This is a genomic window from Caballeronia sp. ATUFL_F1_KS39 (assembly GCF_023630985.1).
Taxonomy (GTDB): Bacteria; Pseudomonadota; Gammaproteobacteria; order Burkholderiales; family Burkholderiaceae; genus Caballeronia; species Caballeronia zhejiangensis.
The window spans coordinates 313,413-337,903 of sequence record NZ_JALQDZ010000036.1; the positions used below are offsets into that span (position 1 = coordinate 313,413).

Genomic DNA, 24,491 nt, shown 5'->3' on the forward strand with positions numbered 1-24,491 from the left:
CGCGCGTCCTGCTTCTTCGCGCATTCGCGATGCATCGCGAAGGCCGTGGACGCGTGCGCCCTATCGAAACGTGAGAACGAACATGGAACGCATCGACGAATTCCTGCGAAAACATCGCATCACCGAAGTTGAAGCGATCATTCCCGACATGGCCGGCACCGCGCGCGGCAAGATCATTCCGCGCAGCAAGTTCGAATCGGGCGAAGCGATGCGCCTGCCGCAAGCCGTGATGATCCAGACCGTGACGGGCGACTATCCCGTCGATGGCAGCTTCACCGGCGTCACCGATCCCGACATGGTCTGCGTGCCCGATCCCGCGACGATCCGCCTGATTCCGTGGGCCACCGATCCGACCGCGCAAGTCATCCACGATTGCGTGCATTTCGACGGCACGCCTGTCGCCATTTCGCCGCGTCGCGTGCTGCGCGAAGTGCTTCATAAATTCGCCGCCAAGGGCTGGCGGCCTGTCGTCGCGCCCGAACTCGAGTTCTTTCTCGTCGATATGAATCGCGATCCCGATCTGCCATTGCAACCGCCGGTGGGCAGAACGGGGCGCGCGGAAACGGGGCGTCAGGCGTACTCGATCGATGCCGTCAACGAGTTCGATCCGCTTTTCGAAGACATCTATGAATACTGCGAGATGCAGGAGCTCGAAGTGGATACGCTGATTCACGAAGTGGGCGCGGCGCAGATGGAAATCAACTTTCTGCATGGCGATCCGCTCAATCTCGCGGACCGCGTGTTTCTTTTCAAACGCACGGTGCGCGAGGCCGCGCTGCGCCACAAGATGTACGCGACCTTCATGGCGAAGCCGATGGAAAACGAACCCGGTTCGGCGATGCATGTGCATCAGAGCCTCGTCGATGACGAGACCGGCCGCAATCTCTTCACCAATCGCGAAGGCGAACCGACGGGACTCTTCTATAGCTACATCGCCGGCTTGCAGAAATACACGCCCGCGCTCATGCCGATCTTCGCGCCGTATATCAACTCTTATCGCAGGCTATCGCGCTTCATGGCCGCGCCGATCAACGTGCAATGGGGCTATGACAACCGCACCGTCGGCTTTCGCGTGCCGCACTCGTCGCCGCAGGCACGACGCATCGAGAATCGCATTCCGGGCGTCGATTGCAATCCGTATCTCGCGATTGCCGCCACGCTCGCCGCGGGTTATCTCGGCATGACGCAACATCTCGAACCGACCGAACCGCTCGCGAGCGATGGTTATCGCCAGCCTTATCAATTGCCGCGCAATCTCGACGAAGGCCTCACGCTGATGGGCGCTTGCGAGCCGCTTGCCGAAATGTTCGGCGAGAAGTTCGTGCGCGCCTATCTCGCGCTGAAGGAAACCGAATACGAAGCGTTCTTCCGCGTGATCAGTTCGTGGGAACGCAAGCATCTGCTATTGCACGTTTGAAGGAGCCGACAACATGAACGATCGAATCGATTCGACGGCGCATTACCGCGCGCTCGACGCCGCGCATCATCTGCATCCGTTCTCCGATATGGGCGCGCTCAATCGCGCGGGCAGCCGCGTGATCGTGAAGGCCGAAGGCGTGTATCTGTGGGATTCGGAGGGAACGCGCATCATCGACGGCATGGCGGGCTTGTGGTGCGTGAACGTCGGCTATGGACGCCGCGAACTCGCCGATGCCGCACTGAAACAGATGCAGGAACTGCCTTACTACAACACCTTCTTCAAGACGACGCATCCGCCGATCATCGAGTTATCGGCGATGCTTGCCGACGTCGCGCCCGCGAAGTTCAATCGCTTTCTTTATTGCAACAGCGGATCGGAGGCCAACGATACGGCGCTGCGCGCCGTGCATCGCTATTGGGCCGTGCAAGGACAAACGAAAAAACGCTATGTCATCGCGCGTGCGAATGCGTATCACGGCTCGACGATCGCGGGCGCAACGCTCGGTGGCATGCGCTATATGCACGAGCAGATGCCATCGAAGATGGAGCATGTCGCGCATATCGATCAGCCATACTGGTTCGGTGAAGGCGGCGCGATGAACGAAGAGGAATTCGGCATTGCGCGTGCGCGTCAGCTCGAAGATATGATCGTCGAACTCGGCGCGGAGAACGTCGCCGCTTTTATCGGCGAGCCGTTTCAGGGCGCGGGCGGCGTGATCTTTCCGCCATCGAGTTATTGGCCGGAGATCGCGCGCATCTGCCGCAAGCATGACGTGCTCTTGATCGCCGATGAAGTGATCGGCGGCTTCGGCCGCACAGGCGAGTGGTTCGCGCACGAGCACTTCGGCTTCGAGCCGGATGTCATCACGATCGCAAAAGGTCTTACGAGCGGCTATGTGCCGATGGGCGCCGTCGCGCTGTCGGATCGCATCGCGAATGCAATCGTGAATGGCGGCGAATTCAATCACGGCTTCACGTATTCGGGGCATCCGGTCGCGGCTGCGGTGGCCGTGGCTAACCTCAAGTTGCTGCGAGACGAAGGCATCGTCGCGCGCGTAAAGCACGATGCGGGGCCGTACTTTCAAAAGCGATTGCGCGAGGCGTTAAGCGATCATGCGATCGTCGGTGAAATTGCGGGCACGGGGCTCGTCGCCGGCATTCAGCTTGCCGAAGACCGCGCGACGAAAAAGCGCTTTGCCAATGGCGACGATATCGGCACGATATGCCGCGACTTCTGTTTCGCGGGCAATCTCGTGATGCGCGCGAGTCACGATCGCATGCTGCTTTCGCCGCCGCTCGTCGTCACGCATGACGAGATCGACGAAATCGTCGATAAAGCTCGCGCCGCCATCGATGCGACCGCGCGCGCGATCACGCACGCCGCGTAGCGAAGTACTCCGCCGCCATGTGCCTAAACGCCGTGACGGCGGGATTGTCTTGATCGGCACGCCACGCCATGCTCATTTCGGCCTGAACGGCGTTGCCCGCAATTTCCCTGAACTCGACACTGTCGTAATGAAACCGTTGCGACGATGCGGGCAGAATCGATACGCCCAGCCCTGCACGCACGAGCGAAAGAATGGTCGGCGTCTGATCGATGTATTGCGTGAAGTGCGGCTTCACTTCATCGGCGACGAGCATGCTCATGATGCGGTCGTAGAAGTATTTGCCGTGCGTGGGCGAATGCATGATGAAGGGCTGCTCGTGCAACTGCGTGAGTTCGAGCCGGTCGAAACGGCGCAGCGCGTGTCCCGCAGGCAATGCGACGATCATCGGCTCGCGGTCGACGAGAAGAAACTCCACTTTCTGCCGCGAAGGCAGCGGCCGCATGAAGCCGAGATCGATCGCGTTTGCCTCGAAGGCTTCGATCTGCGCGACGGAAATCATCTCGAGCAGCACGACGTCGATATCGGGCAAATCGCGCTTCGCAGCGACGAGCAGTTCGGGTATCAGCTCATAGCCCGCCGCGCCCGTGAAGCCAATGCGTACGCGCCCGGTCTTGCCCTTGCTCGCGCGCCTCACGGTGCTTTCGGCTTGCTCGGAAAGATTGAGCAGGCGCGTTGCATCGGCGAGAAACACGCGCCCTTCGGTCGTCAGCTTGACCGTGCGCCCGACGCGCTCGAACAGCTTCACGCCGAGGTTTTCTTCGAGCAGATGAATCTGTCTGGAAAGCGGCGGCTGCGTCATGTTGAGCAGCGCGGCCGCGCGCCTGAAGTTCAGTTCCGTCGCGGCCGCAACGAAGCAACGTACTTGTCCGAGATCGAGCATTCGTAATCGACGTTGAGGTGATGGCCGATCATTATATGTTCGCCCCGGACGCGTTCATGCGCGTGCGTCAGGTCGTGAGGCTGCCTTCGGGGCGCTGTCCCGCAAGAGCCTGAGCGAGACTCGCGAGCACCATCTCGCCCATCGCCGTGCGCGATTCGACCGTTGCGCTCGCGCGATGCGCCTGCAGCACGACGCGATCCATGCCGAACAATTCGGCCGGCACATTCGGCTCATCGACGAAAACATCCAGGCCCGCGCCCGCGATCACGCCACGCGACAGCGCTTCGACGAGATCGCTTTCCTTGACGAGCTTGCCGCGCGCGATGTTGATGAGATAACCGTCCTTGCCCAACGCATCGAGCACGGCCGCATTAACGATGCCCTTCGCTTTATCGGCTGCAGCGGCGAGCACGAGAATGTCGCTTTCGCGCGCAAGCGACAGCAGATCGGGCACGAAGCGATAGTCGATATCGTCCATCGCGCGTACATCGGTATAAGCGATCGGACAACCGAACGCGGCGGCGCGTAGCGCAATCGCGCGGCCCACCTTGCCGAGGCCCACGATGCCCACGCGCTTGCCGCTGAATCGGCGCGACAACGGAATCGCGCTCGGGCTCGGGTTGTTCACCCACTTGCCGGTCTTCACGAAATCGTTGCCGGGGCAGATCTCGCGCAGCGTGGTCAGGATGAGACCGATGGCGAGATCGGCAACATCTTCGGTCAACGCGCCGAACGTACCCGTCACCGGCAACCCGCGCGAGCGCGCGAATTCGAGGTCGACGGCATCGGTGCCGACGCCGTTCACCGCGATCACCTGCAATGCAGGCAAGCGTTCGATGAGATCGTTGGCGATGCCCGTATGTCCGCCGGTAATCACGCCGCGAATCGAAGCGCCGTGTTCGCGGATATACGCGTCCTTGTCTTCCTGCTCGAACAGCCGATGCATCGTATAAAGCGCATTCAGCTTTTCATTGATGGCCGGTACGAGGATGGGATTGAGTTGCAGAATGCTCGGCTTCAATTCGCGTGCTCCATGGTGTTCGTTGCGATGTGGAGCGGATCATGTCTGCTTTCGGCGATAACGTCCAATCCCAAAACGCTATCAATTGATCCACGAATCGACGCATTGCATGCCGCGCTTCGATCGATTCAATCCGGGAATCAGGTAATAGCAATAAAAGATTGGACGCTCTTGTCCACGCTCCCCACAATTCGAAGCATCGGAAGGCACATCGACAATAAAGCCTTGCACATAACATCGGAGACAACAGCGCAATGGACAACGCTGACGGCATCGTCGCTTCCTCGAAAGCGGAACCTGTTGCGGAGAAACACACGAAACACCGCTGGGTCGTGATGGGACTGATCTTCTGCATCTGGGCGATCGCGTGCGCGGATCGCGCCAACTTCGGCATCGCGCTGCCGTATCTGAAGAGGGAATATCACATCACCAATACCGAGGCCGGTCTCATCGTGAGCCTGTTCTCCTTCGCTTATGGCTTTGTGCAGATTCCCGTCGGCCTCCTCTACAAGCGACTCAGCGAAAAGACCACCGGCCTGCTGTTTTCCGTCTTCATGATTCTCACGTCGGTATTCACCGGATTGATGGGCACGACATCGTCGGTGTTTCTGCTGATGGCGTATCGCGTGGGTCTCGGCTTGTCGGAAGGACCGCTCGGCATCGGCTGCACCAACGTCATCAACCGATGGTTCCCCGCAAGGGAAAAAGGCACGGCCACCGGCCTGTGGATCGCCGCATCGAAGCTCGGGCCGCTGATCGTGCCGTCGGTGTGCATCATCGTGATCCAGTTGTGGGGATGGCGCGAGATCTTCTATGTGTTCGCGGTGCCGGGCATTCTGCTCGCCGTCGTATGGATGTTCTTCGTGACGAACTCGCCCAGCGAGAATCGCTTCTGCTCGCCCGCCGAGCGCCGCTACATCGCCGATGAAACGACCGTCGGCAGCAACGGCGGCAAGTCGCTGTCGCGCGCGCGCATGACGCCGATGCCCCGGCTCGACGCTATCAATCGCACGAAGCGCGTGCCGCAGCTCGAAACGATTCGCCAGGTCTTCGGCTCGTGGAATATCTTCGGTATCGCGCTGGGCTATGGCTGCATGATCGGCATCAGCAACATCTTCATCTCGTGGATTCCCACTTATCTCGTGACAGTGAAGGGCTTCGCTTCGGTGAAGATGGGCTTCCTTGCATCGGCGCCTTTCATCGGCGCGGTGACGGGCAACATGCTCGGCGGCATCATCTCCGATCGTCTGCTTGGCGGACGCCGCAAACCGATGATGATGCTCGGCGCGCTCGGCACCATGGTGATGACCTTCCTGCTGATCGATGCGCCCGACAGCGTCGCCTATCTCGGCGCGGCGCTGATGCTCGCGGGCCTGATGCTCGGCATCGGCTTCGCAGGCTACTCCGCGTATCCGATGGGTCTCGCAACCAAGGCCACCTATCCGACGGCGTTCGGCATCGTGAACTCGGTCGGACAAATCGGCGGCGCCTGCGCTCCGCTCGCGGTCGGCCTGCTGCTCGACAGCTATAACTGGACCGCGGTCTTCCTGTACATGGTCGGGACCGCGACGCTGTGCCTGCTCTTGTTACTCAGCGTGGTCGAACCGATAACCGACTCATCGGAACCGGCGAAATGAAATTCAGTTGATTCGATGATGCTTCGCGCCGCTCCTCGCGGCGCAATTTCTTTCAAAGACCGCTCTCGACCATATCGAGAAGCCGCTCGGCAAGCGGTTCGATCTGCGTGCGCTTCAGCCCCTGCAAAGGGCCTTCGATCAGCAAGAGCGCGAAGCCGTGCACCGCGCTCCATGCTAGATATTCCGCTTCGGGCCGGCGTTTCGCTTCGAGCGCGCCCGCCTCGACCATGTCGTCCAGCGCGCGGCTCAGCAACTCGAACGGATCGAGACCGCCCGGCCCCGCGCCATAGGTTTCCTCGTGTTCCGTCCATTCCGTTTGCGGCGCCGCGAACGCCGTGCGAAACAATCCCGCTTCCTTTTGCGCAAAACGAAGATATCCCGTGCCGATGGCGCGCAAACCCGCGCGCGCCGCATCGGCACGGCGGCGCTTCTTCGGGCGCGACGCGAGTTCCTCTTCCATTGCTTGCGCGACGAATGACAGCGCCGCCGAGCGTACCGCCGATAGCAATTCCTGACGGCTCCCGAAGTGACGATAGGCCGCGTTCGGCACGACGCCCGCCCGGCGCGTGGCTTCCCGCAAGACGATCGCATCGGGGCCGCCTTCGCGCGCGAGTTCGATTCCCGCATCGATCAGCGCGCGTCGCAAATCGCCATGTCGATAGGTGCTGCGCGGCTTGCCATTTGTCATTTTGATTCGTGTGACTTCGATTATGTGGACACTGTTCATTATCTCTGCTACTTTTTGTGGACGGTGTACACAACACAAAAAATAGTTCTGCATCGGTGTTTGCCGTTGCATTGTCACGACGCGGCGGCATCGTATGCGAAAGGAGGTTCGCATGGCGAATACAAATGATCGTACGGATCCGCATGACGATATCGCGCGCATCCGCGAAATGATCGAGGCGTGGCGGCAGGCAGTGCTGGCGAAAGACGTCGATACGCTCGTCAGCCACTACGCGCCGGATGTCGTCGTGTTCGACGTCGTGCCGCCCGCGTCGATCAGGGGCATCGAGCACTATCGCGAGAACTGGCGGCGCTGGTTCGACAGCATGAAAGCCCCGCTCTCATTCGAAATGCGGGAAGTGGAAGTCGCCGCGAGCGGCGATCTGGCTTACGCGCACTCCGTCAACCGCGTCGCCGTGGGCGAACAGGAGGACATCGTGCGCGCGACCGTGTGCTTCAGAAAGATCGATGGCGACTGGCGTGTCGTGCACGAGCACGCATCGGTGCCGCTCATGATGGATATGGACCCTGACGAAACGTCATAACTCAAGGAGCAGTCATGCAAGTGCAACCCTATCTGTTTTTCGAAGGCCGCTGCGAGGAAGCGATCACGTTCTATCGCGAGAACCTGGGCGCGCAAGTCGTCATGATGATGCGCTTCAGCGAAAACCCCGACGCCGGCAAGGCCGAAGCCGCGAGCGGTTGCGGCGTGCCGTCGGGATCGGAAAACAAGATCATGCATGCGGCATTCACCATCGGCGATTCAATGGTGATGGGCTCCGACGGCATGTGCAGCGGCAACACCGAGTTCAAGGGCGTATCGCTTTCGCTCACGGCCGATGACGAACAGCAGGCGGAAAAATACTTCAACGCGCTATCGAACGGCGGCCAGGTGCAGATGCCGATGACGCAAACCTTCTTCGCCAAGCGCTTCGGCATGGTGACGGACAAATTCGGCGTCAACTGGATGGTGCTCGGCGGCGTCGAAGGTCAGCCGCAATAAGCACGCGACGACCGTCCGGCTGGAACGCGGCTTGCGCGCCTTTCATCGCATCAATTCGAAAGGAGGCGCACCATGAGCAACTACGCCGGACGTTCTCAGGAAGACCGTATCGCGCAACGCAAGGGCAATAAGCAGACAGCGCAGGAACAGCCGGGCGGGAACATGGCCGAACCCGGCACGGAGCCGAACAAGGACCATAGCAGCGGCGTGCTGACGGAAGAAGGCAAGCAGGTGTGGCGCACGGGTTCGGGCATCGACGGTGGGGGAAAGACCTGACATCCGTATCGGCCTTCTGAAACGTGAAACAATGGCGGGGTGCCAAAAATATCGCATGTACTATTTGCACCTTGACTCATAGGAGCTTTCGATGAGCGCCCCGCGCAAAAACAATCTTTCAGGTTCGGACATGCCTGCTGATGGAGCCGATCGTCCGACCCGCGAGGAAGCCGAAGCCGCTGTCCGTGTTCTGTTGCGCTGGGCGGGCGACGATCCGCGCCGCGAAGGCCTGCTCGATACACCGGGCCGCGTCGTGCGCGCATATGAAGAGTTTTTTGCGGGCTATACGCAGAATCCGCATGACATCCTCGCTCGCACGTTCTCGGAAGTGCAAGGCTATGACGAAATGATCGTCCTGAAGGACATTCGTTTCGAGAGCTATTGCGAGCATCACATGGTCCCGATCATCGGCCGCGCGCATGTCGCTTATCTGCCGAACAAACGCGTCGTCGGCATTTCGAAGCTCGCGCGTCTCGTCGACGCCTTCGCGAAGCGTCTGCAGATTCAGGAGAAGATGACCGCGCAGATCGCCGATACGCTGAACGAAGTGCTGCAGCCGCTCGGCGTCGGTGTCATTCTGGAAGCCGCGCATCAATGCATGTCGACGCGAGGCGTGCACAAGGCGGGCGTGTCGATGGTCACCTCGCGCATGCTCGGCTCATTCCGCGACGATCCATCGACGCGTCGCGAGTTTCTTGCCATCGTCGGCAATCAGAACGCGTTCAGCGTGTCGAATACGTAAGGCCGCCGCAAGCAAAGCGCACGCGCGAACGCGAATGCAAGCAAACGCAAGCAAACAAAAAAGGGCCTCGCGGCCCTTTTTTCATGCGCCGAATCCGTTGCCCGGCGTGCCCGGTCCCGAACCTTCGCGAATCTTGCCCTGCGATACGTTGCTGCCCGGCGGCACGCTATGCGTGAGCCACACATTGCCGCCGATGACCGAGCCTTTGCCGATGGTCACGCGGCCGAGAATTGTCGCGCCCGCGTAGATGACGACATCGTCCTCCACGATCGGATGCCGTGCGTTGCCTTTGACGAGCGCGCCATCGCTCGTCGAAGGAAAGCTCTTCGCGCCGAGCGTCACGGCTTGATAGACGCGCACATGCTGGCCGATCACCGCCGTCTCGCCGATCACGACGCCCGTGCCGTGATCGATGAAAAAGCTCGGCCCGATGGTCGCGCCCGGGTGAATGTCGATGCCCGTCAGCGAATGCGCGATCTCGTTGATAAAGCGCGCGAGCAAGGGCACGCCGAGCTTGTGCAACGCATGCGCGAGACGATGATGCGTCATCGCCCAGACGCCCGGATAACACAGCAGGATCTCGGTGATGTGCTGCGCCGCCGGATCGCCGGTGAAAGCAGCTTGTATGTCGCTTACGAGCAGCGCGCGGATATGCGGCAACTGCGCGCCGAACTCGCGCGCGATCGCGAAGGCTTGCGCCGAGAGATCGGCTTCGCTCGTATCGCGATGTTCGGGCAGGAAGCGCAGCGCGCGGCGAATCTGTTCGCGCAACAGACGCAAGTTGGTTTCGAGCGTTTGCCCGACATAGTAGTCGACGCTTTCGTCGGTCAGATCGGGCGCGCCGTAATGCGTGGGAAAGAGCGCCGAGCGCAGGCCGTTGACGATCCCGACGATGGCCTCGCGTGAAGGCAGTTCACGTATGCCGAGCGGATGCCGCGTGCGATGAAGCTCTTCGCGCGACTGGCGCAAGTCCGCGACGATGCGGGCGAGGCCCCATTCCTGAGGCGTGTCGAGCGCGGTGTCGCGGGATGTTTCGAGCGGCGGTACTGCGCCGAACGTGGGCATGTTCTGCATGTCGGGCAAGAAGCGAGGGACGGATTAAACGACAAGCGTAACCGGTTTTGCGAAAGCCTGCCGTCCGGCCGATCGCGCACCCGCGTCCCCGATGCTCGCGCGGAACATCGCTCAGGCTGTGACGTTGCTTGCGTCGATCCAGCGCACGGCCCAGTCGCGCGCGTGCGCGATGGCTTCGCCTTCGTTGCGGAATCGCAGCTCCGAAGGAAAGAATCGGTTCGCGACGAGCTCGCCATCGCTCGATCGCGAGATCACCACGTACGGCTGGTAGCTGCCATCTCCGGCCCGGGCGGGCGCGCAGTTTAGAAGGTAGCCTCGATGTGAAAAGGCTGCATCGTGTTGCATGAGTCACCTGTGTGAAAGTGCCCTGCTCGTTCGAATCGCATTGCTCTTTTTCGACGGCAAGGTAACGCGCCCTCCTGATTGCTCGAGTTTCGCGTATTGCGCTTTGCCGCCGACAGGTTCCAAATAATACTTGCAGGAAATCGGCTTGGGGTCGAAAAAAGGCCTGAAATTTTAAGTATCTCCGAAGGCGCTCTCCGGCAAGGCTCGCGGTTCCGTCGCCAAATATCCGGAACGAGTCTTGCGTGAGGGCTTGGTCAATTCAGGTCCAACTGCAACGGAGCAATGCGATGAACAACGCTGAATCAAACGATCCGCAGAACAAGCAGAAGGAGCAGGTCGCCGACAGTCCGATCAAGACGCCCGGCGCGGAAACCGCTCACGTGAAGATGAGCGATGCGAACAAGGCCGCAGCGGGCGGCGAAGCGCACGCGGGCGCGGGCGCCGGTGCGAAGACGGAGACGACGAAGGCAGGCATGCATGTCGGCCCGCAAGGTCTCTATGAGAAGCCGCCGCGCGGCGTCGATGTCGCCAACGACGACGGACTCGACGACACCGTCGATGCCGACGCGAAGAGCATTCATGCGCGACGCGAAGCGGAAATGCTCGCGCGCGAGCCGGATTCCGTCATCACTTCGAATGCGACGACCGTGAACTTCGTACCCGAACCGGGCGATGGTCTCGGCGGCTTCGACAGCCGTCCCGGCCGCAATGGCGTGTTGCTTGCGCTGGAGCGGGGCTATCGCCTGATCGATCGCGGCATGGTCGCGCCGACGGTGCCCGAGGTCGAAGACAAGGTGCGTTTCGAAGGACGCGACCCGCACGGCCACACCTTGCGCGGACGCAAGCACTACGCGCTGAATCATCTGCGTCCGTCGCGGCTCTTCGAGCTCGAACGGAAATGAGCACGACCGCCGTCGCGCATAAGCAAAGAGCCGCATGGACTATGCGGCTCTTTTTACTTGCGTGGGCTTCGCGCGTTACTTTTTTTCTTCCTTCTCGTCATCGGTTTCGATGCGCGTCACGCCGCCCGTTGCAGGCGGATCGCTCGCGGGGAACGTGTCTTCGACTGCCTTGTCGAGATCTTCGTCGTCACGTTCCGAATGCGGATTCTGTTCCTTCAGATTGCCCATCGTCTGCTCCTTTGCTCGTTGCTGATCGACGTAATGCGAAGCAACGCGCGTTCCTTGAACGTGGCACGGCGTATGCTCACGGACACGGCGAACGAAGCGCCGCAGCGCAACATACATCGCCGGCGCACGAGAGTCGATAAAGGGGAAACCACATGACGACCCACGCATACGACGGTTACACGCAAGAGACCGAAGAGACCACGCAACTTGAACCGGCTACGCGCCACGCCGTTACGCCCGAGCAGCGCTTTACATCGGCGATCGCGTGTCTCGGCGCGGCCTGGGCGCTGTCATGGGCCGAGTTCGCATTGACGCTCGCCATCGGGCTTCCAGGCGATGCATCGAGCCATCCGCTCGCCGCGATGGTCGCGTCGCGGGTGCTCGTCGGCCTGCTCTATGTGTGCGTTGCATCACGCCTGCAATGGGCGCGCTGGCTGACCGTCGTGCTCGGATTCGTGTCCGTCGCCCTCGTCGCGCCGACCCTTGCGCTGCAATGGCATATCTTTCCGGCGGCCGCGTTCGTCTGCGGCGTCGGACTCGTCTGCAAGTTCGCGGCGTCGCTCTATCTTCTTTCGCCGATGCCAGGACGCCTCGCGACGCACTAGCCATTCGAAACTCGCGGTTTGCAATCCTTGAAGCGGACGCGGCTTTTTCGCGCGTCCGTCCGCTCGCACAATGCATGACCACCTTCAACGTCATCCATGCGAGCCCGATCATGAAAATCGCTGTCATTGGTGCAACCGGCACGGTCGGCCAGGCGGTCGTCGCCGAATTGAAAGCCCGTCACGAAGTCATCGAAATCGGTGCGACGCGCGGGGCGCATCGCGTCGATCTGCTCGATCTCGACAGCATCAGAAAGCTCTTCGAAACCATCGGCAAAGTGGATGCGATCGTCGCGACCGCCGGTCATGTGCACTTCGGCCCGCTCGTGAAGATGACGCCGGAGCAATTCCGTCTCGGTCTCAACGACAAGCTGATGGGCCAGGTCAATCTCGTGCTCACCGCGCGCGATTACCTGAACGACGGCGGCTCGTTCACGTTGACGAGCGGCATCGTCGGCGCGGAGCCGATTCGCGAGGGCGCGAGCGCGGCGGCGGTCAACGGCGCGATCGAAGGCTTCGTGCGCGGCGCGGCGATCGAACTGCCCCGCGGCCTGCGCATCAACGTCGTGAGTCCGACGATGCTCGAAGAGGCGCGCGAAAGCTTCGGCCCGTATTTTCGCGGTTTCGAGGCCGCGAGCGGCGCGCGCGTGGCGCTGGCGTACAGCCGCAGTGTCGAGGGCGCGGAGACGGGGCGCATCTATACCGTCCACTGACACTTGCGCGCGCGAAGTGTGCATGGAGCGCGACGCATCGATCGCTTATGCTCGGCGCTTCGAAAAACTCATGGAGCGCGCGATGCAATGGACCCGGGACGGCTATCGGCTGAGCACGGACATCGACGAATTCGACTTCGATGTCGTGCATCGCTATTTGAGCGAAGTGGCGTACTGGTCGCCGGGCATCGCGCGAGAAAAGGTCGAGCGCGCCGCGCGTCATTCGCTCGCGTTCGGGCTCTTTCACGGCAACGCGCAGATCGGCTATGCGCGCATGATTACCGACACGACGACATTCGCCTATCTCGCGGATGTGTTCGTGCTGCCCGAGCATCAAGGCGCGGGCCTCGGCACATGGATGATCCAATGCGTGATGGCGCATCCCGATCTTCAGGGACTGCGCCGCATGATGCTCGTCACGTCCGACGCGCACGGGCTCTACGCGCGCTTCGGCTTCGCGGCGAGCCAGCATCCCGAGCGCATCATGGAGAAGATCGGCAAGGCTTAACCGCCCTTCACGCCCTGCGTGTTGACGTAAAGCGCATAGAGCCCGTGACTCGCCGCCATGAACAACCGGTTGCGATGCCGTCCGCCGAAACACACGTTCGCGCAACGCTCGGGCAAGTCGATGTGGCCGATCGCTTCGCCTTGCGGCGTGAAGACGCGCACGCCGTCGAGTTCGGCGTCGCCCATGCCCCAGCCGCACCACAGGTTGCCGTGAATATCGACGCGAAAGCCATCGGGGGTGCCGGGGCCCGCATCGATGAGCGGGCGCGGCTCGCCTAGCCTGCGACCGCCGTCGAGCACGTCGAACGCGTAAATCTTGCGCGGCGTCGCGCGCGATTCCACCACATACAGCACCGATTCGTCCGGCGAGAACGCGAGACCGTTCGGGCCCACGAAGGCGTCGATCATCATCGTGATTTCGCCGCTCTGGCCATCGACGCGATAGACGCAGGGCTTCAGTTGCGCCTCGTTCTTTTCGCCTTCGTAGAAACCGTCGATGCCGAAGGTCGGATCGGTGAACCAGATCGAGCCGTCCGACTTCACGACGACATCGTTCGGCGAATTGAGCGGCTTGCCGGCGTAGCGATCGGCGATGACGGTGATCGATCCGTCGTATTCGGTGCGCGTCACGCGCCGCGTCAGATGCTCGCAGCTTACGAGCCGGCCTTCGCGATCGCGCGTGTTGCCGTTCGCGTTGTTCGACGGCTTGCGAAACACGCCGACTTCGCCGCTCTCTTCGTCCCAGCGCAGGATGCGATTGTTCGGGATGTCGCTCCAGAGCAGATAGCGGCCGTCGCCGAACCAGACCGGCCCTTCGGACCAGCGCGCGCCCTGATACAGACATTCCACCGACGCCGATGCGATGCGCAGTGCATTGAAACGCGGGTCCAGCACGCGCACGGCGGGGTCGGGATAGCGGCGGTCGGGGTGGGTCATCTTTCTTGTCTCCGGTTGGGGGTTGTCTTCACGGTTCGCCGGCGGCCACGCCGGTCAACTCGGCGATCGATCTGTTCAGGCCATCGAAGATACGCTCGGCGACCCGAGGCGGAAAATCGCCGGGCAATTGCGCTGTCACTTCGTCGATGACCGTCGGCGCGCGTTCGACGATGTGCCGGATGATCGGCTCCGCGCTGTCGCCGAAACCGCATCTCTGCGCCATCGCGTCGAAGTGCCGGCGCTTGATCTCGCGAAACGCGTAGCGCCTGCTCGCACCGGGGATGGCCATCGCCAGCTTCGCCTTGTCCCACGACCATTGGTTGGCGCCGTCGCCTTCCACTGGCCAGATCGACATGACGTCATAGAGCGGCGTGAGGCGGTATTGTCCGCCCCTCGCCAGATGAATGCTGAAGTTCTTCGCGTGACCGTCGGGCGCGGCCAGCAGCCAGGACAGGATCTGCGCGCTCACGAGCGTTTGCACGGCCCGGCGCGCTTCGGTCGACTGTTGCAGCACGCGCGCGAGATCGCGTCGGCGTCGCGCCATGGGGCTTGAGCCATCGTCCGCCGTGCCGCAGCAGCGCGGTCTTTTCCTGCGCGCCCGCGAGCGAAATGCGGAAGTCGTGGTCATGGTCGGTGCCCAAGGGCATGCCGCCGGCCACCTGATTCAGCCGGCTTTCGACGTCATCGTCGCTGAACGGCGTTCCTTCGATGCTTTCGATGTCTTTCGGCGCTTCGTCGTCGGCAAGCAGTTGCACGGCACCGACACAATCGCGACCGATGGCCCGCAGCAAGTCGAACGCATCGGCGCTGTCGGTCTGGAAGCGCTGCGCGATGCGGCGGCGAATCGGCTCGCTGTCGGGCAGAAGATTGTCGAAGTAGTTGAGCACGCCGTCGCCTTTCAGCGGCGCGCCGTCGAGACCGATCGGCAGCGACAGCGAGAGCGGACGTGCCTCGTCCGAGCGAATCCACTCGGTGTCGTATATGAGTTCTGCCGGTCCGCGCGTAGGCAGATTCCACGTTGCCACGCGCTTTCCGTTGGCCCATACGAACAACGCGCGGGAACGAAGCCGACGCCCGGCCATTACCAGTCGGCCTCGTTTGCTTCGAGCAGCGACGTGTCGGGCCGGGCCTGCACCAGCAACTGGAGGCCGTAGACGCCGAACATCGCGAGGAGTTGATCGAGCGTCAGCGAGCTTGAATCGTGCTCCAGGGTAGAAAAAGCCGGCTTTGGCTGATGCCGAGGCGCGCCGCCGCCTGCGTCTGCGTCAGTCCGGCCTGCTTGCGGCCGGCCGCGAGCACATGGCCCATCTGCGCGACTGTCACGATAACTTGTTGCATGGCGCAAATTATCTGTGTGGCGAATAAAAGCAGTTTATTCGCCACACAGATAATCGGTCACCTACAAATCAGAGCGAGTATCTGCGAGAAGAATAAATACCGTTTATTCGTCCCGCAGATATTCGATGCCGGCGCTCAGTTCGGCCCCAGCTCTCCATCCCTCAGACGCCACAAGTTCAATGGATTGTCGTCCGCCAGCGCAGCCGGCAACAGCGCCGCCGGCAGATCCTGATAGCACACCGGGCGCAGGAAGCGCTCGATCGCCATCGCGCCGACCGACGTGGAACGGCTGTCCGATGTGGCCGGGAACGGCCCGCCGTGCACCATCGCGTAGGACACTTCGACGCCCGTCGGAAAACCGTTCGCGAGAATCCGGCCCGCCTTGCGCTCGAGCACCGGCAACAAGCGCCGCGCAAGCTCGACGTCGCCCTTTTCCATCAGCAGCGTCGCGGTGAGTTGGCCTTCGAGATGGCGCGCGACGGCGATCATCTCGTCCTCGTCGCGGCAAATGACGATCACCGACGTCGGTCCGAAAATCTCGCCCGACAGTTGCGGCTTGGCCAGAAATTCCTCCGCATTCACGCGATACAGCACCGGCAGCGCGCCGCTCGATGCGTCGCCCTTCACGCCGGTCGCGATATTGCGCGCGCCGGAGGCGTCGCGTTCCTGGATCCCGCTCGCGTAGGCCGCGGCGATCTGCGCGGTGAGCATTGTCTGCGTTTCCTTCTTCATGATCGCGGTGGCGGCCAGATCGATGAAGTCGTCGAGATCCGGCCCCTCCAGCGCGATCACGAGGCCCGGATTCGTGCAGAACTGGCCGACGCCGAGCGTCACCGAATCGATGTAAGCCGCCGCCAGCGTGTCGCCGCGCGCTTCCAGCGCGCCCGGCAACGCGAAAACCGGGTTCACGCTGCTCATTTCGGCGAAGACGGGAATCGGCACCGGGCGTTTCGCCGCGATATCGACGAGCGCGAGCCCGCCGCGCCGCGAGCCGGTAAAGCCGACGGCCAAAATCGCCGGATGCGCGACGAGCGCCTCGCCGATCGCATTGCCCGCGCCGACGACGAGCGAAAACGTGCCCTCGGGCAAGCCGTTGTCGGCGACCGCCTTCTGCACCGCGCGGCCGACGAGTTCGGATGTGCCGAGATGCGCCGGATGCGATTTCACGACCACCGGACAGCCCGCCGCGAACGCCGAGGCGGTATCGCCGCCCGCCACCGAAAACGCCAGCGGAAAATTGCTCGCGCCGAACACGGCGACCGGGCCGAGCGGAATCTTTTGCAAACGCAGGTCGGATCGCGGCAGCGGTTTTCTGTCCGGCTGCGCGGAATCGAGCGTCGCCGAGAGCCAGCGGCCCTCGCGCACGAGCGATGCGAAGAGCCGCAACTGCCCGACCGTGCGGGCGCGCTCGCCTTCGAGACGCGCCTTCGGCAGCGCGGATTCGGCCATCGCGCGCTCGATCAGCGTATCGCCGAGCGCGATGATGTTGTCCGCGATCGCTTCGAGAAACTGCGCGCGCGTTTCGAACGGCGCGTGGCGATAGTCGTCGAACGCCGCTTCGGCCAGCTCGCACGCGCGCGCCACTTCCGCCGCGCCGCCGCCGCCGAACTCGGGTTCGAGATCGGCGTTGCGCGCGGGGTCGAACGCGCGGAGCGTGGCATCGGTGCCCCGCACGGCCGATGCCCCGATCAGCATCTCTCCGGTGATCTTCATTTCAGCTCCTCATCTCTTGTTGGCGATGGGCGGCGAGCGCTAGGCGCGGCCGCCCGCTAAAGCGAGTGACCCGCGCCCCGCGCAAGCGTTCCGCGCGAGGCGTGCGAGTGGTCATCGAGAGCGGTGAAGCAAATGCGGTGCGCGGTCGAAGCCGAAGCGAAAACCGGTCTTGCGTTGACGCCAGAAACTATAGGCGCGACGCACCACTTCCGAAAGGAAGCGCCTCAGGTTTTGGCGACGGGCGTCGCGGACTTCCTGAACGTGATGTGCGCGATGCGCCGCACCAGCAGCGCCGCCACGAGCGCGGCGACGGCCGTCAGCAGCACGCCGATGTGGATCGACTGCACGAGCGCGTCGCGGGCGGCATCGAAGAGCGCGGGCCCGTCGAGGCCGGCCGCGCCCAGTTCGGCGAGGATGCGCTCGCGCAACGCTTCATCGACGAGAATGCGCGGATCCGACAGCCGCGGCAGCCACTGCGCCGACACCGACGGCCCGAGCACGCTCACCGTGCGCGCCACGACGCTCGCATAGTGATGCGCGACGATCGTCCCGACGATGCTCGTGCCCATCATCCCGCCGACCATGCGCGTCGATTGCAGGAGCGCCGTCGTGATGCCGAAGCGCTCGCGGCCCGCGATCTCCTGCCCGAAGATATTCATGTTGTTGAGGATGAAGCCGAGGCCGATGCCGGTCGCGGCCATCGGCAATTCGATCCACACGTGCGGCGTCGATTCGCGCGCGAACGCGAGTCCGACCGACGCGATCAAGAGCAGCGTGAAGCCGATCGACAGGATATTCACCGGCTTCTTCATGTGAATCACGATGCGCGTGTTGATGAAGCTGCCGAGCGCGATGCACGCGGCGATGGGCGTCGCGAGCAGACCCGCGGCCTGCGGCGACAGGCCGAAGCCGCCTTGCAGCAGGAGCGGCGCGAAGAAGATCAGCGAGAACATCACGAAGCCCGCGAGAAACGAGAGCGTGAAGAGCGTGTTCATCTGCGCGTCGCGGAAAATGTCGAGCGGGATGATCGGATGCGTCGCGCGCCGCTCGCAGATCAGGAGCGCCACCGCGCACACCGCTACGCCGATGCCGAGCGCGACATTGGCGGCCGTCAGCCCGTCCTGCGGCAGCGCCTCGATCAGCGCCTGAAAGCCGCCGAGCACCAGCGCGACGAGCGCCGCGCCCGTCCAGTCGATCTTCACGCCGCCCTCGCGCGGCCGATGCAGGTTCGGCAGATGCGCCCAGATGAAATACAGCGCCGCCGCGCCGACCGGCAGATTGACGAGAAACGTCGAGCGCCAGCCCCAGTGCTGGCTCATCCAGCCGCCGAGCGACGGCCCGGCCGCCGTGCCGATGCCGTAAGCCGCCGCGAGCACGACCTGCCAACGCACGCGGGCGCGCGGATCGGGGAACAGATCGGGAATCGACGCGAACGCGGTGCCGACCATCATCCCGCCGCCGACGCCCTGCAGCCCGCGCGCGAGCACGAGGAACAACATGCTGGGCGCGAGGCCGCACAGCACCGACGCGACCGTGAACGTAATCACCGCGGCGATCACGAAGCGCTTGCGGCCGAAGTAGTCGCCGAGCCGCCCGAACACCGGCACCGTCACGACCGACGCCAGCAGATACGCGCTCGCGATCCACGCGTAGAACTCGAAGCCGTGCAGCTCCGCCACGATCGACGGCAGCGCGGTGCTGACCACCGTCTGATCGAGCGCAACGAGCATGTTGACGAGGCCGATGCCGAGCATCGCGTAGAGAGCGGTTCTGAACGGTAAAGCAGGCGGCGATTGAGTCACGGTCGGGCGGGCGGGATGGAGAAGTGCTAAAAAGAGATCGCGCCGCCGTTTGTTAAGCGGACGCTGATGTAGAAGAACCACGAATTGTACGGCCTGCCTTGCGCCAGATCGACCTATCGCAAAAAAGCATCGGCGCTGATTCCGTCGACCATTGGCGATCTCGGTAAAAAAGCAACCCAGTAAGGTAAAAAAGTTTGACCGATGCCGTGCCCGCGTCAATTTTTCACGCGGGCCAATGGTTGCCCTATGGGAGAATCGTTTTGTCATTCATCAACAAAACGAAGCCCAAAATGTCCGTCGTGTCCGAACTTTCCCGTGCGCGCCGCAATTCGGCGCACTGCTCCACGTGCGCGATGCGTCATCTGTGCATGCCCGAAGGCCTGTGCGCGAACGACATCGCCAAGCTGGAGAACATCATTTCGGTGACGCGCAAGGTCAAGCGCGGCGACGCGCTCTTTCGCGCGGGCGACCGCTTCGATGCCCTGTTCGCCGTGCGCTCCGGGTCGATCAAGACGGTCATCACGCACGACGGCGGCCGCGAGCAGGTGACGGGGCTGCTGCTCGCGGGCGATGCGCTCGGTTTCGAAGGCATCGAGGAAGGCGAGCATACGTGCGATGCGATCGCGCTCGAAGACAGCTCCGTCTGCGTCGTGCCGTATTCGCTTTTCGAGCGCATGTGCCGCGAAACCGACGCGCTGCAAAAGCGCCTGCATCGCATGATGAGTCACGCGGTGAACCGCGAGGCGAATCACGTCGTGCGGCTCGGCATGCTGCGGGCCGACGAGCGCGTCGCGCGGCTGCTGCTCGATCTTTCGTCGCGGCTGTCGAAGCGCGGTTACGCGTCGTCGGAATTCACGCTGCGTATGACGCGCGACGACATGGGCAGCTATCTCGGCATGACGCTCGAAACCGTGAGCCGCACCCTGTCGCGTTTCGACAAGGCGGGCCTCATCGAGACGCAGGGCAAGTTCATCCGCATTCGCGACTTCGACGCGCTGCGCGCCGTCTGACGGGACATCGTCTGCGATTATTGCGTCGGCCCGAATAATCGCCGCCTATTTTTCTGTTGGCATGCGCTTCGCTACGGTTTAGTCTTTTCGATTCGACCGGCGCGCGCTACGGCGAGCGTTTTGGTCGATTGCGAAGCCACTGGCCAGCCACGGAGATTGGGCGACATGAACCGCGAACCTTCCCTGCGTCATCCGCTGCTCGAGCGCCTCGCCGAAGCGCGCCGCGTCACCGACGAGCTTTTCGATGTCGTCAAGCCCGAGCACCTTTACGACAGGCCGATCGCCGAGCGGCATCGCATCGTTTTCTATATCGGGCATCTCGAAGCCTTCGACCGCAATCTGCTCGATCAGCGGCTCTTCGATCTGCCGAGCCCGAATCCCGCCTACGACCAGCTTTTCGCTTTCGGGATCGATCCGGTGGACGGCGGCCTGCCGACCGATCAACCGTCCGACTGGCCTTCGCTCGACGAAGTGCGCGCGTATCGCGACACGGTTCGCGCCGAGATCGACGCGCATTTCGATCCGATCAGGATCGCCGCGGCGCCGCTTTCGGCAGACGAGCCGCCCGCGAAGCTGCTCGAAGTGGCGATCGAGCATCGGCTGATGCACGCGGAAACGCTCGCGTACATGCTGCATCAATTGCCGGTCGATAGAAAAATCGCGCCATCGAATGCGTTTTCGGAACGTTCGTCGGATCGCGATCTGTCACACGAAAGCGTGCGCGTGCCGGCGGGCAGCACGACGCTCGGACTGACGCGGGAAAGCGGCCTGTTCGGCTGGGACAACGAGTTCGGCGAGGAACGCATCGAGGTGCCCGCGTTCGAGATAGACCGCCATATGGTCACGAACGGCGACTATCTGCGTTTCATCGATGCAGGCGGTTACTGGAATCGCGATTACTGGGACGACGCCGACTGGGCGTGGAAGGAAGAGCAGCGCATCGCGCACCCGGCGTTCTGGATTCCCGGCGACGACGCGAACGCATGGCAGCTACGCACGATGTTCGACGAAATCGCGCTGCCGCCCGACTGGCCCGTCTACGTGAGCTACGCCGAAGCGAAGGCGTACGCGCGCTGGGCGGGCAAGTCGTTGCCGACCGAGGCGCAATGGCAGCGCGCCGCATCGGGCGCGCCGCATGTCGCGGAAGGCAACTTCGATTTCCGCCGATGGGACCCGGCGCCGGTGCAGGCGCATCCGGAGAATCGCAGCGAGTTCGGCGTCGAAGGGCAATTCGGCAACGGCTGGGAATGGACGTCGACGGAATTCGGCCCGCTGAACGGCTTCGAGCCGTTTCCGTTTTATCTCGGCTATTCGGCGAATTTCTTCGACGGCAAGCACTTCGTGATAAAGGGCGGCTCGGCCCGCACGGCGGCGTGCATGTTGCGGCCGAGCTTCCGCAACTGGTTCCAGGGGCATTACCAGTACGTCTATGCGGGATTTCGCTGCGTGAAGAACATCGATTGAGCGATCACCGCGCGCAACTTATCGTGCGGTCACATCCTTGGCCGGGACGTCGATGGTCGCCGTTGCATTGGCGGCCGGCGTCGCGCTTTCGCCCACGCCATCCTTGAAAGCCTTGACCGCGCCGCCGAGATCGGAACCGACGCTACGCAGCTTTTTGGTGCCGAAAACGAGCGCGACGATAGCCAAGACGATGAGCCAATGCCCGATGCTGAGACTTCCCATATCACCTAACCTCACAGAGATAAACGTTGAAACCGAGCGGAATGCGCAAGACTTACTCGACGCCCCGCTCGCACTTTGCGTATTCTGTCATAGAAATCAACAACTTATGTGACCCCGTTTTGAACTGCGCTCGGTAAACGGCCGGCTCCCGAGTACTTATTGCCTCGGGCCCCAAAATGGAAACGCCGCGCGTCCTCACGAACGCGCGGCGTTTTTCGCTTGCTATCGACGCGATCAGAAATCCGTTGTCACCGACAGCAGCACCGTGCGCGGCGCGCCTTGCGTCAGATAACCGCCGATCGTCGAAGCCCAATACGACTTGTTCGCGACGTTGAGCACGCTCGCGCGGAACGTCGTCGGCTTGCCATAGATCACGGTCGCGTAACGCGCGCCGAGGTCGAAGCGGTTCCAGTGCGGAATCGACAGCGTGTTGGTCGTGTTCAGATACTGCGACCCGGTGTAGATCCAGCGCGCCGTCAGCGTGAGGCCGTTGAGCATCGGCACGTCGTACTCCGCGTTCACGTTGAACATGAACGTCGGCACGCCGATCGGCTTATTGCCGTCCAGGGAGGCGTCGCCGAGACCGTATTGCGTCGCGTGGATATACGTCGCGCCCGCGATCAGGCGCACGCCGCGCACCGGTTCGCCGAACACCGACGCCTCGATACCGCGATGGCGCTGCGTGCCGTCCGAGACAAAAACGTTCGACGTGTTCGTGTAGGTCAACGGCTTTTCGATCTGGAACGCCGCGATCGACGCGCCGTACTGACCGTTGTCATACTTTGCGCCGACTTCCCATTGCTTCGACTTCTCCGGCGGCAGCAGTTGCCCGGTGTTGACCGCGGTTGACGGCGCCGCCTCGCCGATCGTCAGCGCTTCGCTATGGTTCGCGAAGAACGACACGTTCTGCCACGGCTTCACGACGAGACCGAACAGCGGCGTCGTCACCGAGTCGTTGTAGGCCTCGGTCTGAACGCCCGTGTAGTCGAAGTTGTTCGCGTGGATGTCCTGATGACGCACGCCGACCGTGAACAGCACGCGGTCGTTGAGGAAGCCGAGCGTGTCGGAGATCGAGACGCTGCGCAGCAGGCTGAGCGACGTGGTTTGCGGATCGGCGAGATTGCCCGCCTGCCCGATCGTCGCCGGATACGGAACCTGCGGCGTGTCGTAGATGCTCGACGCCCACGAGCCGCTGTACGTGTACGCCGACCTCGAATCGACGCGCACGATCGACGCGCCCGCCGTCACGAAGTGCGACACCGGGCCGGTGTTGAAGTGACCGCGCACGCCGGCTTCGGCGGAAGTGCCGTCTTCCTTGTGCGGCACGCCGAGACGCGATTGCGTGACGCCCGTCGTATTGATGCTCGGCGACGAATACTCGCCGTGCTCGTCCGTATGACGCGCGCCGCCCGTCACGTAAGCCGTCCAGCCGGGCAGGAAATCGTATTCGGCGCGCAGGATGCCGACCGTGTCTTCGATCGAACTGTAGTTCCACGACTGCCCGTAGTTGTACGACGCCGACGGCGGTTCGGGAATGTAGTTGGCGTAGTCGTAGACCGTCGAGCGGCCGCCGTTCACGCGCTGGCGCTGATACAGGAAATCGGCGTACAGACGCAGTTTGTCGCCGCGCCAGTCGAGCGCCACGGCGGTCGTGTTATCCCGCCGATGTTCGTTGTCGATCGACGTCTCGCCGTCGTGATTCGCCTGATTCACGCGGATGCCGAACTGCCCTTCGCTGCCGAATCGGCGGCCGACATCGACATGCGCGCCGATCGTACCGGACGTCTCGCCATCGATCGTCACGCGCGTGAGCGGCTTGTCGTCGGCGCGCTTGAGTTGCAGATTCAGCCCGCCGCCCACCGCCGAGCCGTTCGGCGATGCGCCGTTCAGAAACGCGTTCGCGCCCTTGAACACATCGACGCGTTCGAGCGCATCCGTCGAGACGAGCTGACGCGGCGTGATGCCGTAGAGACCGTTGAGCGAGACGTCATCGCCTTGCAGCTCGAACCCGCGAATGATGTACACCTCGGAGAAGTTGCCGAAGCCGAACGCCGTACGCACCGCCGGATCGTTCGCGAGCACGTCCGAAAGCGTGCGCGCCTGCTGGTCCTCGATCAGCTTCGACGTGTACGTCGTCATGCTGAACGGCACGTCGATCATCTTTTGCTGGCCGAGCACCCCGAAATCCGCGCCGCGCGCGACCTGGCCGCCAGCGTAGGTCGGCGCGAGATCGCCGGGCAACTGTTCCTTCGACGCCTGAACCTTGACGGCGGGCAGCGTGCTCTCGGCGGGCGAATTCGCGCCTTCAGCGTTGCTTGCGCCGGACGATTGCGCGTGAGCGGACAAGGAAAACACCGCCGCGACAGCCGCGACGATGGCTACGCTCGACGCGCGACGGACGAGCGCCTTCGCAGGCGTGGCCTGCAAGGTGGAAACACGGGAAACGGGCATGAATCAGAGAGGAACGTCGAAGTTGGTCGGTCTTCCGTCCCGGGGCGCGAATGGAATCCGGGCGGCATTGTTCTGAGCGTCGAAGCAAGCCG

Annotated in this window: 25 protein-coding genes and 1 pseudogene; 13 read left to right on the top strand and 13 right to left on the bottom strand. The window is 62.8% G+C overall.

The window, feature by feature from the left end:
- Positions 1–82 precede the first annotated feature (82 nt).
- Positions 83–1,417 (top strand): glutamine synthetase family protein, encoded by a 1,335-nt coding sequence (locus tag NCR93_RS18640; RefSeq protein WP_008352904.1) that lies wholly within the window; start codon positions 83–85, stop codon positions 1,415–1,417.
- Positions 1,418–1,430: 13 nt separating this feature from the next.
- On the top strand, positions 1,431–2,807 hold the full coding sequence (locus NCR93_RS18645) for an aspartate aminotransferase family protein (RefSeq protein WP_175979514.1): 1,377 nt from the start codon (positions 1,431–1,433) through the stop codon (positions 2,805–2,807).
- Here NCR93_RS18645 and NCR93_RS18650 read toward each other — a convergent pair.
- Together NCR93_RS18650 and NCR93_RS18655 are read right to left on the bottom strand one after the other, a co-directional pair.
- Positions 2,791–3,687 carry a LysR substrate-binding domain-containing protein gene (locus NCR93_RS18650; RefSeq protein ID WP_175979515.1) on the bottom strand — a complete coding sequence of 299 codons (897 nt, stop codon included), beginning with the start codon at positions 3,685–3,687 and terminating at the stop codon, positions 2,791–2,793. The genes NCR93_RS18645 and NCR93_RS18650 overlap by 17 nt on opposite strands.
- 67 nt (positions 3,688–3,754) lie before the next feature.
- Positions 3,755–4,708, bottom strand: coding sequence for a 2-hydroxyacid dehydrogenase (locus NCR93_RS18655; RefSeq protein WP_175979516.1), 954 nt, complete (start codon positions 4,706–4,708; stop codon positions 3,755–3,757).
- Positions 4,709–4,962: 254 nt separating this feature from the next.
- Here NCR93_RS18655 and NCR93_RS18660 point away from each other — a divergent pair, with 254 nt between their 5' ends.
- Positions 4,963–6,345: an MFS transporter gene (locus NCR93_RS18660; RefSeq protein ID WP_175979517.1), complete on the top strand. Its 1,383-nt coding sequence runs from the start codon at positions 4,963–4,965 to the stop codon at positions 6,343–6,345.
- A gap of 52 nt (positions 6,346–6,397) precedes the next feature.
- Here the strand turns inward: NCR93_RS18660 and NCR93_RS18665 are convergent, their stop codons facing one another.
- Positions 6,398–7,033: a TetR/AcrR family transcriptional regulator gene (locus NCR93_RS18665; RefSeq protein WP_175979518.1), complete on the bottom strand. Its 636-nt coding sequence runs from the start codon at positions 7,031–7,033 to the stop codon at positions 6,398–6,400.
- 151 nt (positions 7,034–7,184) lie between these two features.
- Here NCR93_RS18665 and NCR93_RS18670 point away from each other — a divergent pair, with 151 nt between their 5' ends.
- The 4 genes from NCR93_RS18670 to folE all read left to right on the top strand — a co-directional run bounded on the left by NCR93_RS18670 (position 7,185) and on the right by folE (position 9,092).
- Positions 7,185–7,616, top strand: coding sequence for a YybH family protein (locus NCR93_RS18670; protein ID WP_008352894.1), 432 nt, complete (start codon positions 7,185–7,187; stop codon positions 7,614–7,616).
- A gap of 14 nt (positions 7,617–7,630) precedes the next feature.
- Complete coding sequence (locus NCR93_RS18675; RefSeq protein WP_008352892.1) at positions 7,631–8,074, top strand: VOC family protein; 444 nt, start codon at positions 7,631–7,633, stop codon at positions 8,072–8,074.
- A gap of 72 nt (positions 8,075–8,146) precedes the next feature.
- A complete protein-coding gene (locus tag NCR93_RS18680) occupies positions 8,147–8,350 on the top strand; it encodes a hypothetical protein (RefSeq protein ID WP_008352891.1) in 204 nt (67 codons plus the stop codon).
- A 91-nt stretch (positions 8,351–8,441) separates the two neighbouring features.
- A complete protein-coding gene (gene folE / locus NCR93_RS18685) occupies positions 8,442–9,092 on the top strand; it encodes a GTP cyclohydrolase I FolE (RefSeq protein ID WP_008352890.1) in 651 nt (216 codons plus the stop codon).
- 81 nt (positions 9,093–9,173) lie between these two features.
- Here folE and epsC read toward each other — a convergent pair whose 3' ends face one another.
- Both epsC and NCR93_RS18695 read right to left on the bottom strand, forming a co-directional pair.
- On the bottom strand, positions 9,174–10,166 hold the full coding sequence (epsC, locus tag NCR93_RS18690; protein WP_239294389.1) for a serine O-acetyltransferase EpsC: 993 nt from the start codon (positions 10,164–10,166) through the stop codon (positions 9,174–9,176).
- A gap of 111 nt (positions 10,167–10,277) precedes the next feature.
- On the bottom strand, positions 10,278–10,511 hold the full coding sequence (locus NCR93_RS18695) for a hypothetical protein (RefSeq protein WP_008352888.1): 234 nt from the start codon (positions 10,509–10,511) through the stop codon (positions 10,278–10,280).
- Positions 10,512–10,798: 287 nt separating this feature from the next.
- On the opposite strand from NCR93_RS18695, the gene NCR93_RS18700 reads away from it, so the two are divergent.
- A complete protein-coding gene (locus NCR93_RS18700) occupies positions 10,799–11,413 on the top strand; it encodes a DUF3005 domain-containing protein (RefSeq protein ID WP_175979519.1) in 615 nt (204 codons plus the stop codon).
- A 75-nt stretch (positions 11,414–11,488) separates the two neighbouring features.
- Here NCR93_RS18700 and NCR93_RS18705 read toward each other — a convergent pair whose 3' ends face one another.
- Positions 11,489–11,641, bottom strand: coding sequence for a hypothetical protein (locus NCR93_RS18705; protein WP_008352886.1), 153 nt, complete (start codon positions 11,639–11,641; stop codon positions 11,489–11,491).
- A 152-nt stretch (positions 11,642–11,793) separates the two neighbouring features.
- On the opposite strand from NCR93_RS18705, the gene NCR93_RS18710 reads away from it, so the two are divergent.
- The 3 genes from NCR93_RS18710 (at position 11,794) to NCR93_RS18720 (ending at position 13,464) form a co-directional block, all read left to right on the top strand.
- Complete coding sequence (locus NCR93_RS18710; RefSeq protein ID WP_175979520.1) at positions 11,794–12,246, top strand: hypothetical protein; 453 nt, start codon at positions 11,794–11,796, stop codon at positions 12,244–12,246.
- Positions 12,247–12,353: 107 nt separating this feature from the next.
- Entirely contained in the window at positions 12,354–12,956 is a 603-nt protein-coding gene (locus NCR93_RS18715) for a short chain dehydrogenase (protein ID WP_175979582.1), read from the top strand.
- 82 nt (positions 12,957–13,038) lie between these two features.
- Positions 13,039–13,464 carry a GNAT family N-acetyltransferase gene (locus NCR93_RS18720; protein WP_034473104.1) on the top strand — a complete coding sequence of 142 codons (426 nt, stop codon included), beginning with the start codon at positions 13,039–13,041 and terminating at the stop codon, positions 13,462–13,464.
- Here the strand turns inward: NCR93_RS18720 and NCR93_RS18725 are convergent.
- From NCR93_RS18725 to NCR93_RS18745, 5 genes and pseudogenes are all read right to left on the bottom strand, one after another.
- Positions 13,461–14,399: an SMP-30/gluconolactonase/LRE family protein gene (locus NCR93_RS18725; protein WP_175979521.1), complete on the bottom strand. Its 939-nt coding sequence runs from the start codon at positions 14,397–14,399 to the stop codon at positions 13,461–13,463. The genes NCR93_RS18720 and NCR93_RS18725 overlap by 4 nt on opposite strands.
- A gap of 28 nt (positions 14,400–14,427) precedes the next feature.
- Positions 14,428–15,481 (bottom strand): annotated as a pseudogene (locus NCR93_RS18730) (HipA domain-containing protein).
- A 103-nt stretch (positions 15,482–15,584) separates the two neighbouring features.
- Positions 15,585–15,737 (bottom strand): helix-turn-helix domain-containing protein, encoded by a 153-nt coding sequence (locus tag NCR93_RS32135; protein ID WP_372492479.1) that lies wholly within the window; start codon positions 15,735–15,737, stop codon positions 15,585–15,587.
- Between the two features lie 135 nt (positions 15,738–15,872).
- Positions 15,873–17,450 carry an aldehyde dehydrogenase (NADP(+)) gene (locus NCR93_RS18740; protein WP_175979522.1) on the bottom strand — a complete coding sequence of 526 codons (1,578 nt, stop codon included), beginning with the start codon at positions 17,448–17,450 and terminating at the stop codon, positions 15,873–15,875.
- A gap of 224 nt (positions 17,451–17,674) precedes the next feature.
- Positions 17,675–19,204 carry an MFS transporter gene (locus NCR93_RS18745; RefSeq protein ID WP_008352874.1) on the bottom strand — a complete coding sequence of 510 codons (1,530 nt, stop codon included), beginning with the start codon at positions 19,202–19,204 and terminating at the stop codon, positions 17,675–17,677.
- Positions 19,205–19,542: 338 nt separating this feature from the next.
- Here NCR93_RS18745 and NCR93_RS18750 point away from each other — a divergent pair, with 338 nt between their 5' ends.
- Together NCR93_RS18750 and NCR93_RS18755 are read left to right on the top strand one after the other, a co-directional pair.
- Positions 19,543–20,262, top strand: a complete 720-nt coding sequence (locus NCR93_RS18750; protein WP_008352872.1) for a helix-turn-helix domain-containing protein — start codon at positions 19,543–19,545, stop codon at positions 20,260–20,262.
- Positions 20,263–20,427: 165 nt separating this feature from the next.
- Positions 20,428–21,726 carry an SUMF1/EgtB/PvdO family nonheme iron enzyme gene (locus tag NCR93_RS18755; protein WP_175979523.1) on the top strand — a complete coding sequence of 433 codons (1,299 nt, stop codon included), beginning with the start codon at positions 20,428–20,430 and terminating at the stop codon, positions 21,724–21,726.
- 18 nt (positions 21,727–21,744) lie between these two features.
- Here the strand turns inward: NCR93_RS18755 and tatA are convergent, their stop codons facing one another.
- Entirely contained in the window at positions 21,745–21,948 is a 204-nt protein-coding gene (gene tatA, locus NCR93_RS18760; RefSeq protein ID WP_008352869.1) for a Sec-independent protein translocase subunit TatA, read from the bottom strand.
- 234 nt (positions 21,949–22,182) lie between these two features.
- Entirely contained in the window at positions 22,183–24,399 is a 2,217-nt protein-coding gene (locus tag NCR93_RS18765) for a TonB-dependent receptor (RefSeq protein WP_239294388.1), read from the bottom strand.
- Positions 24,400–24,491 lie beyond the last annotated feature (92 nt).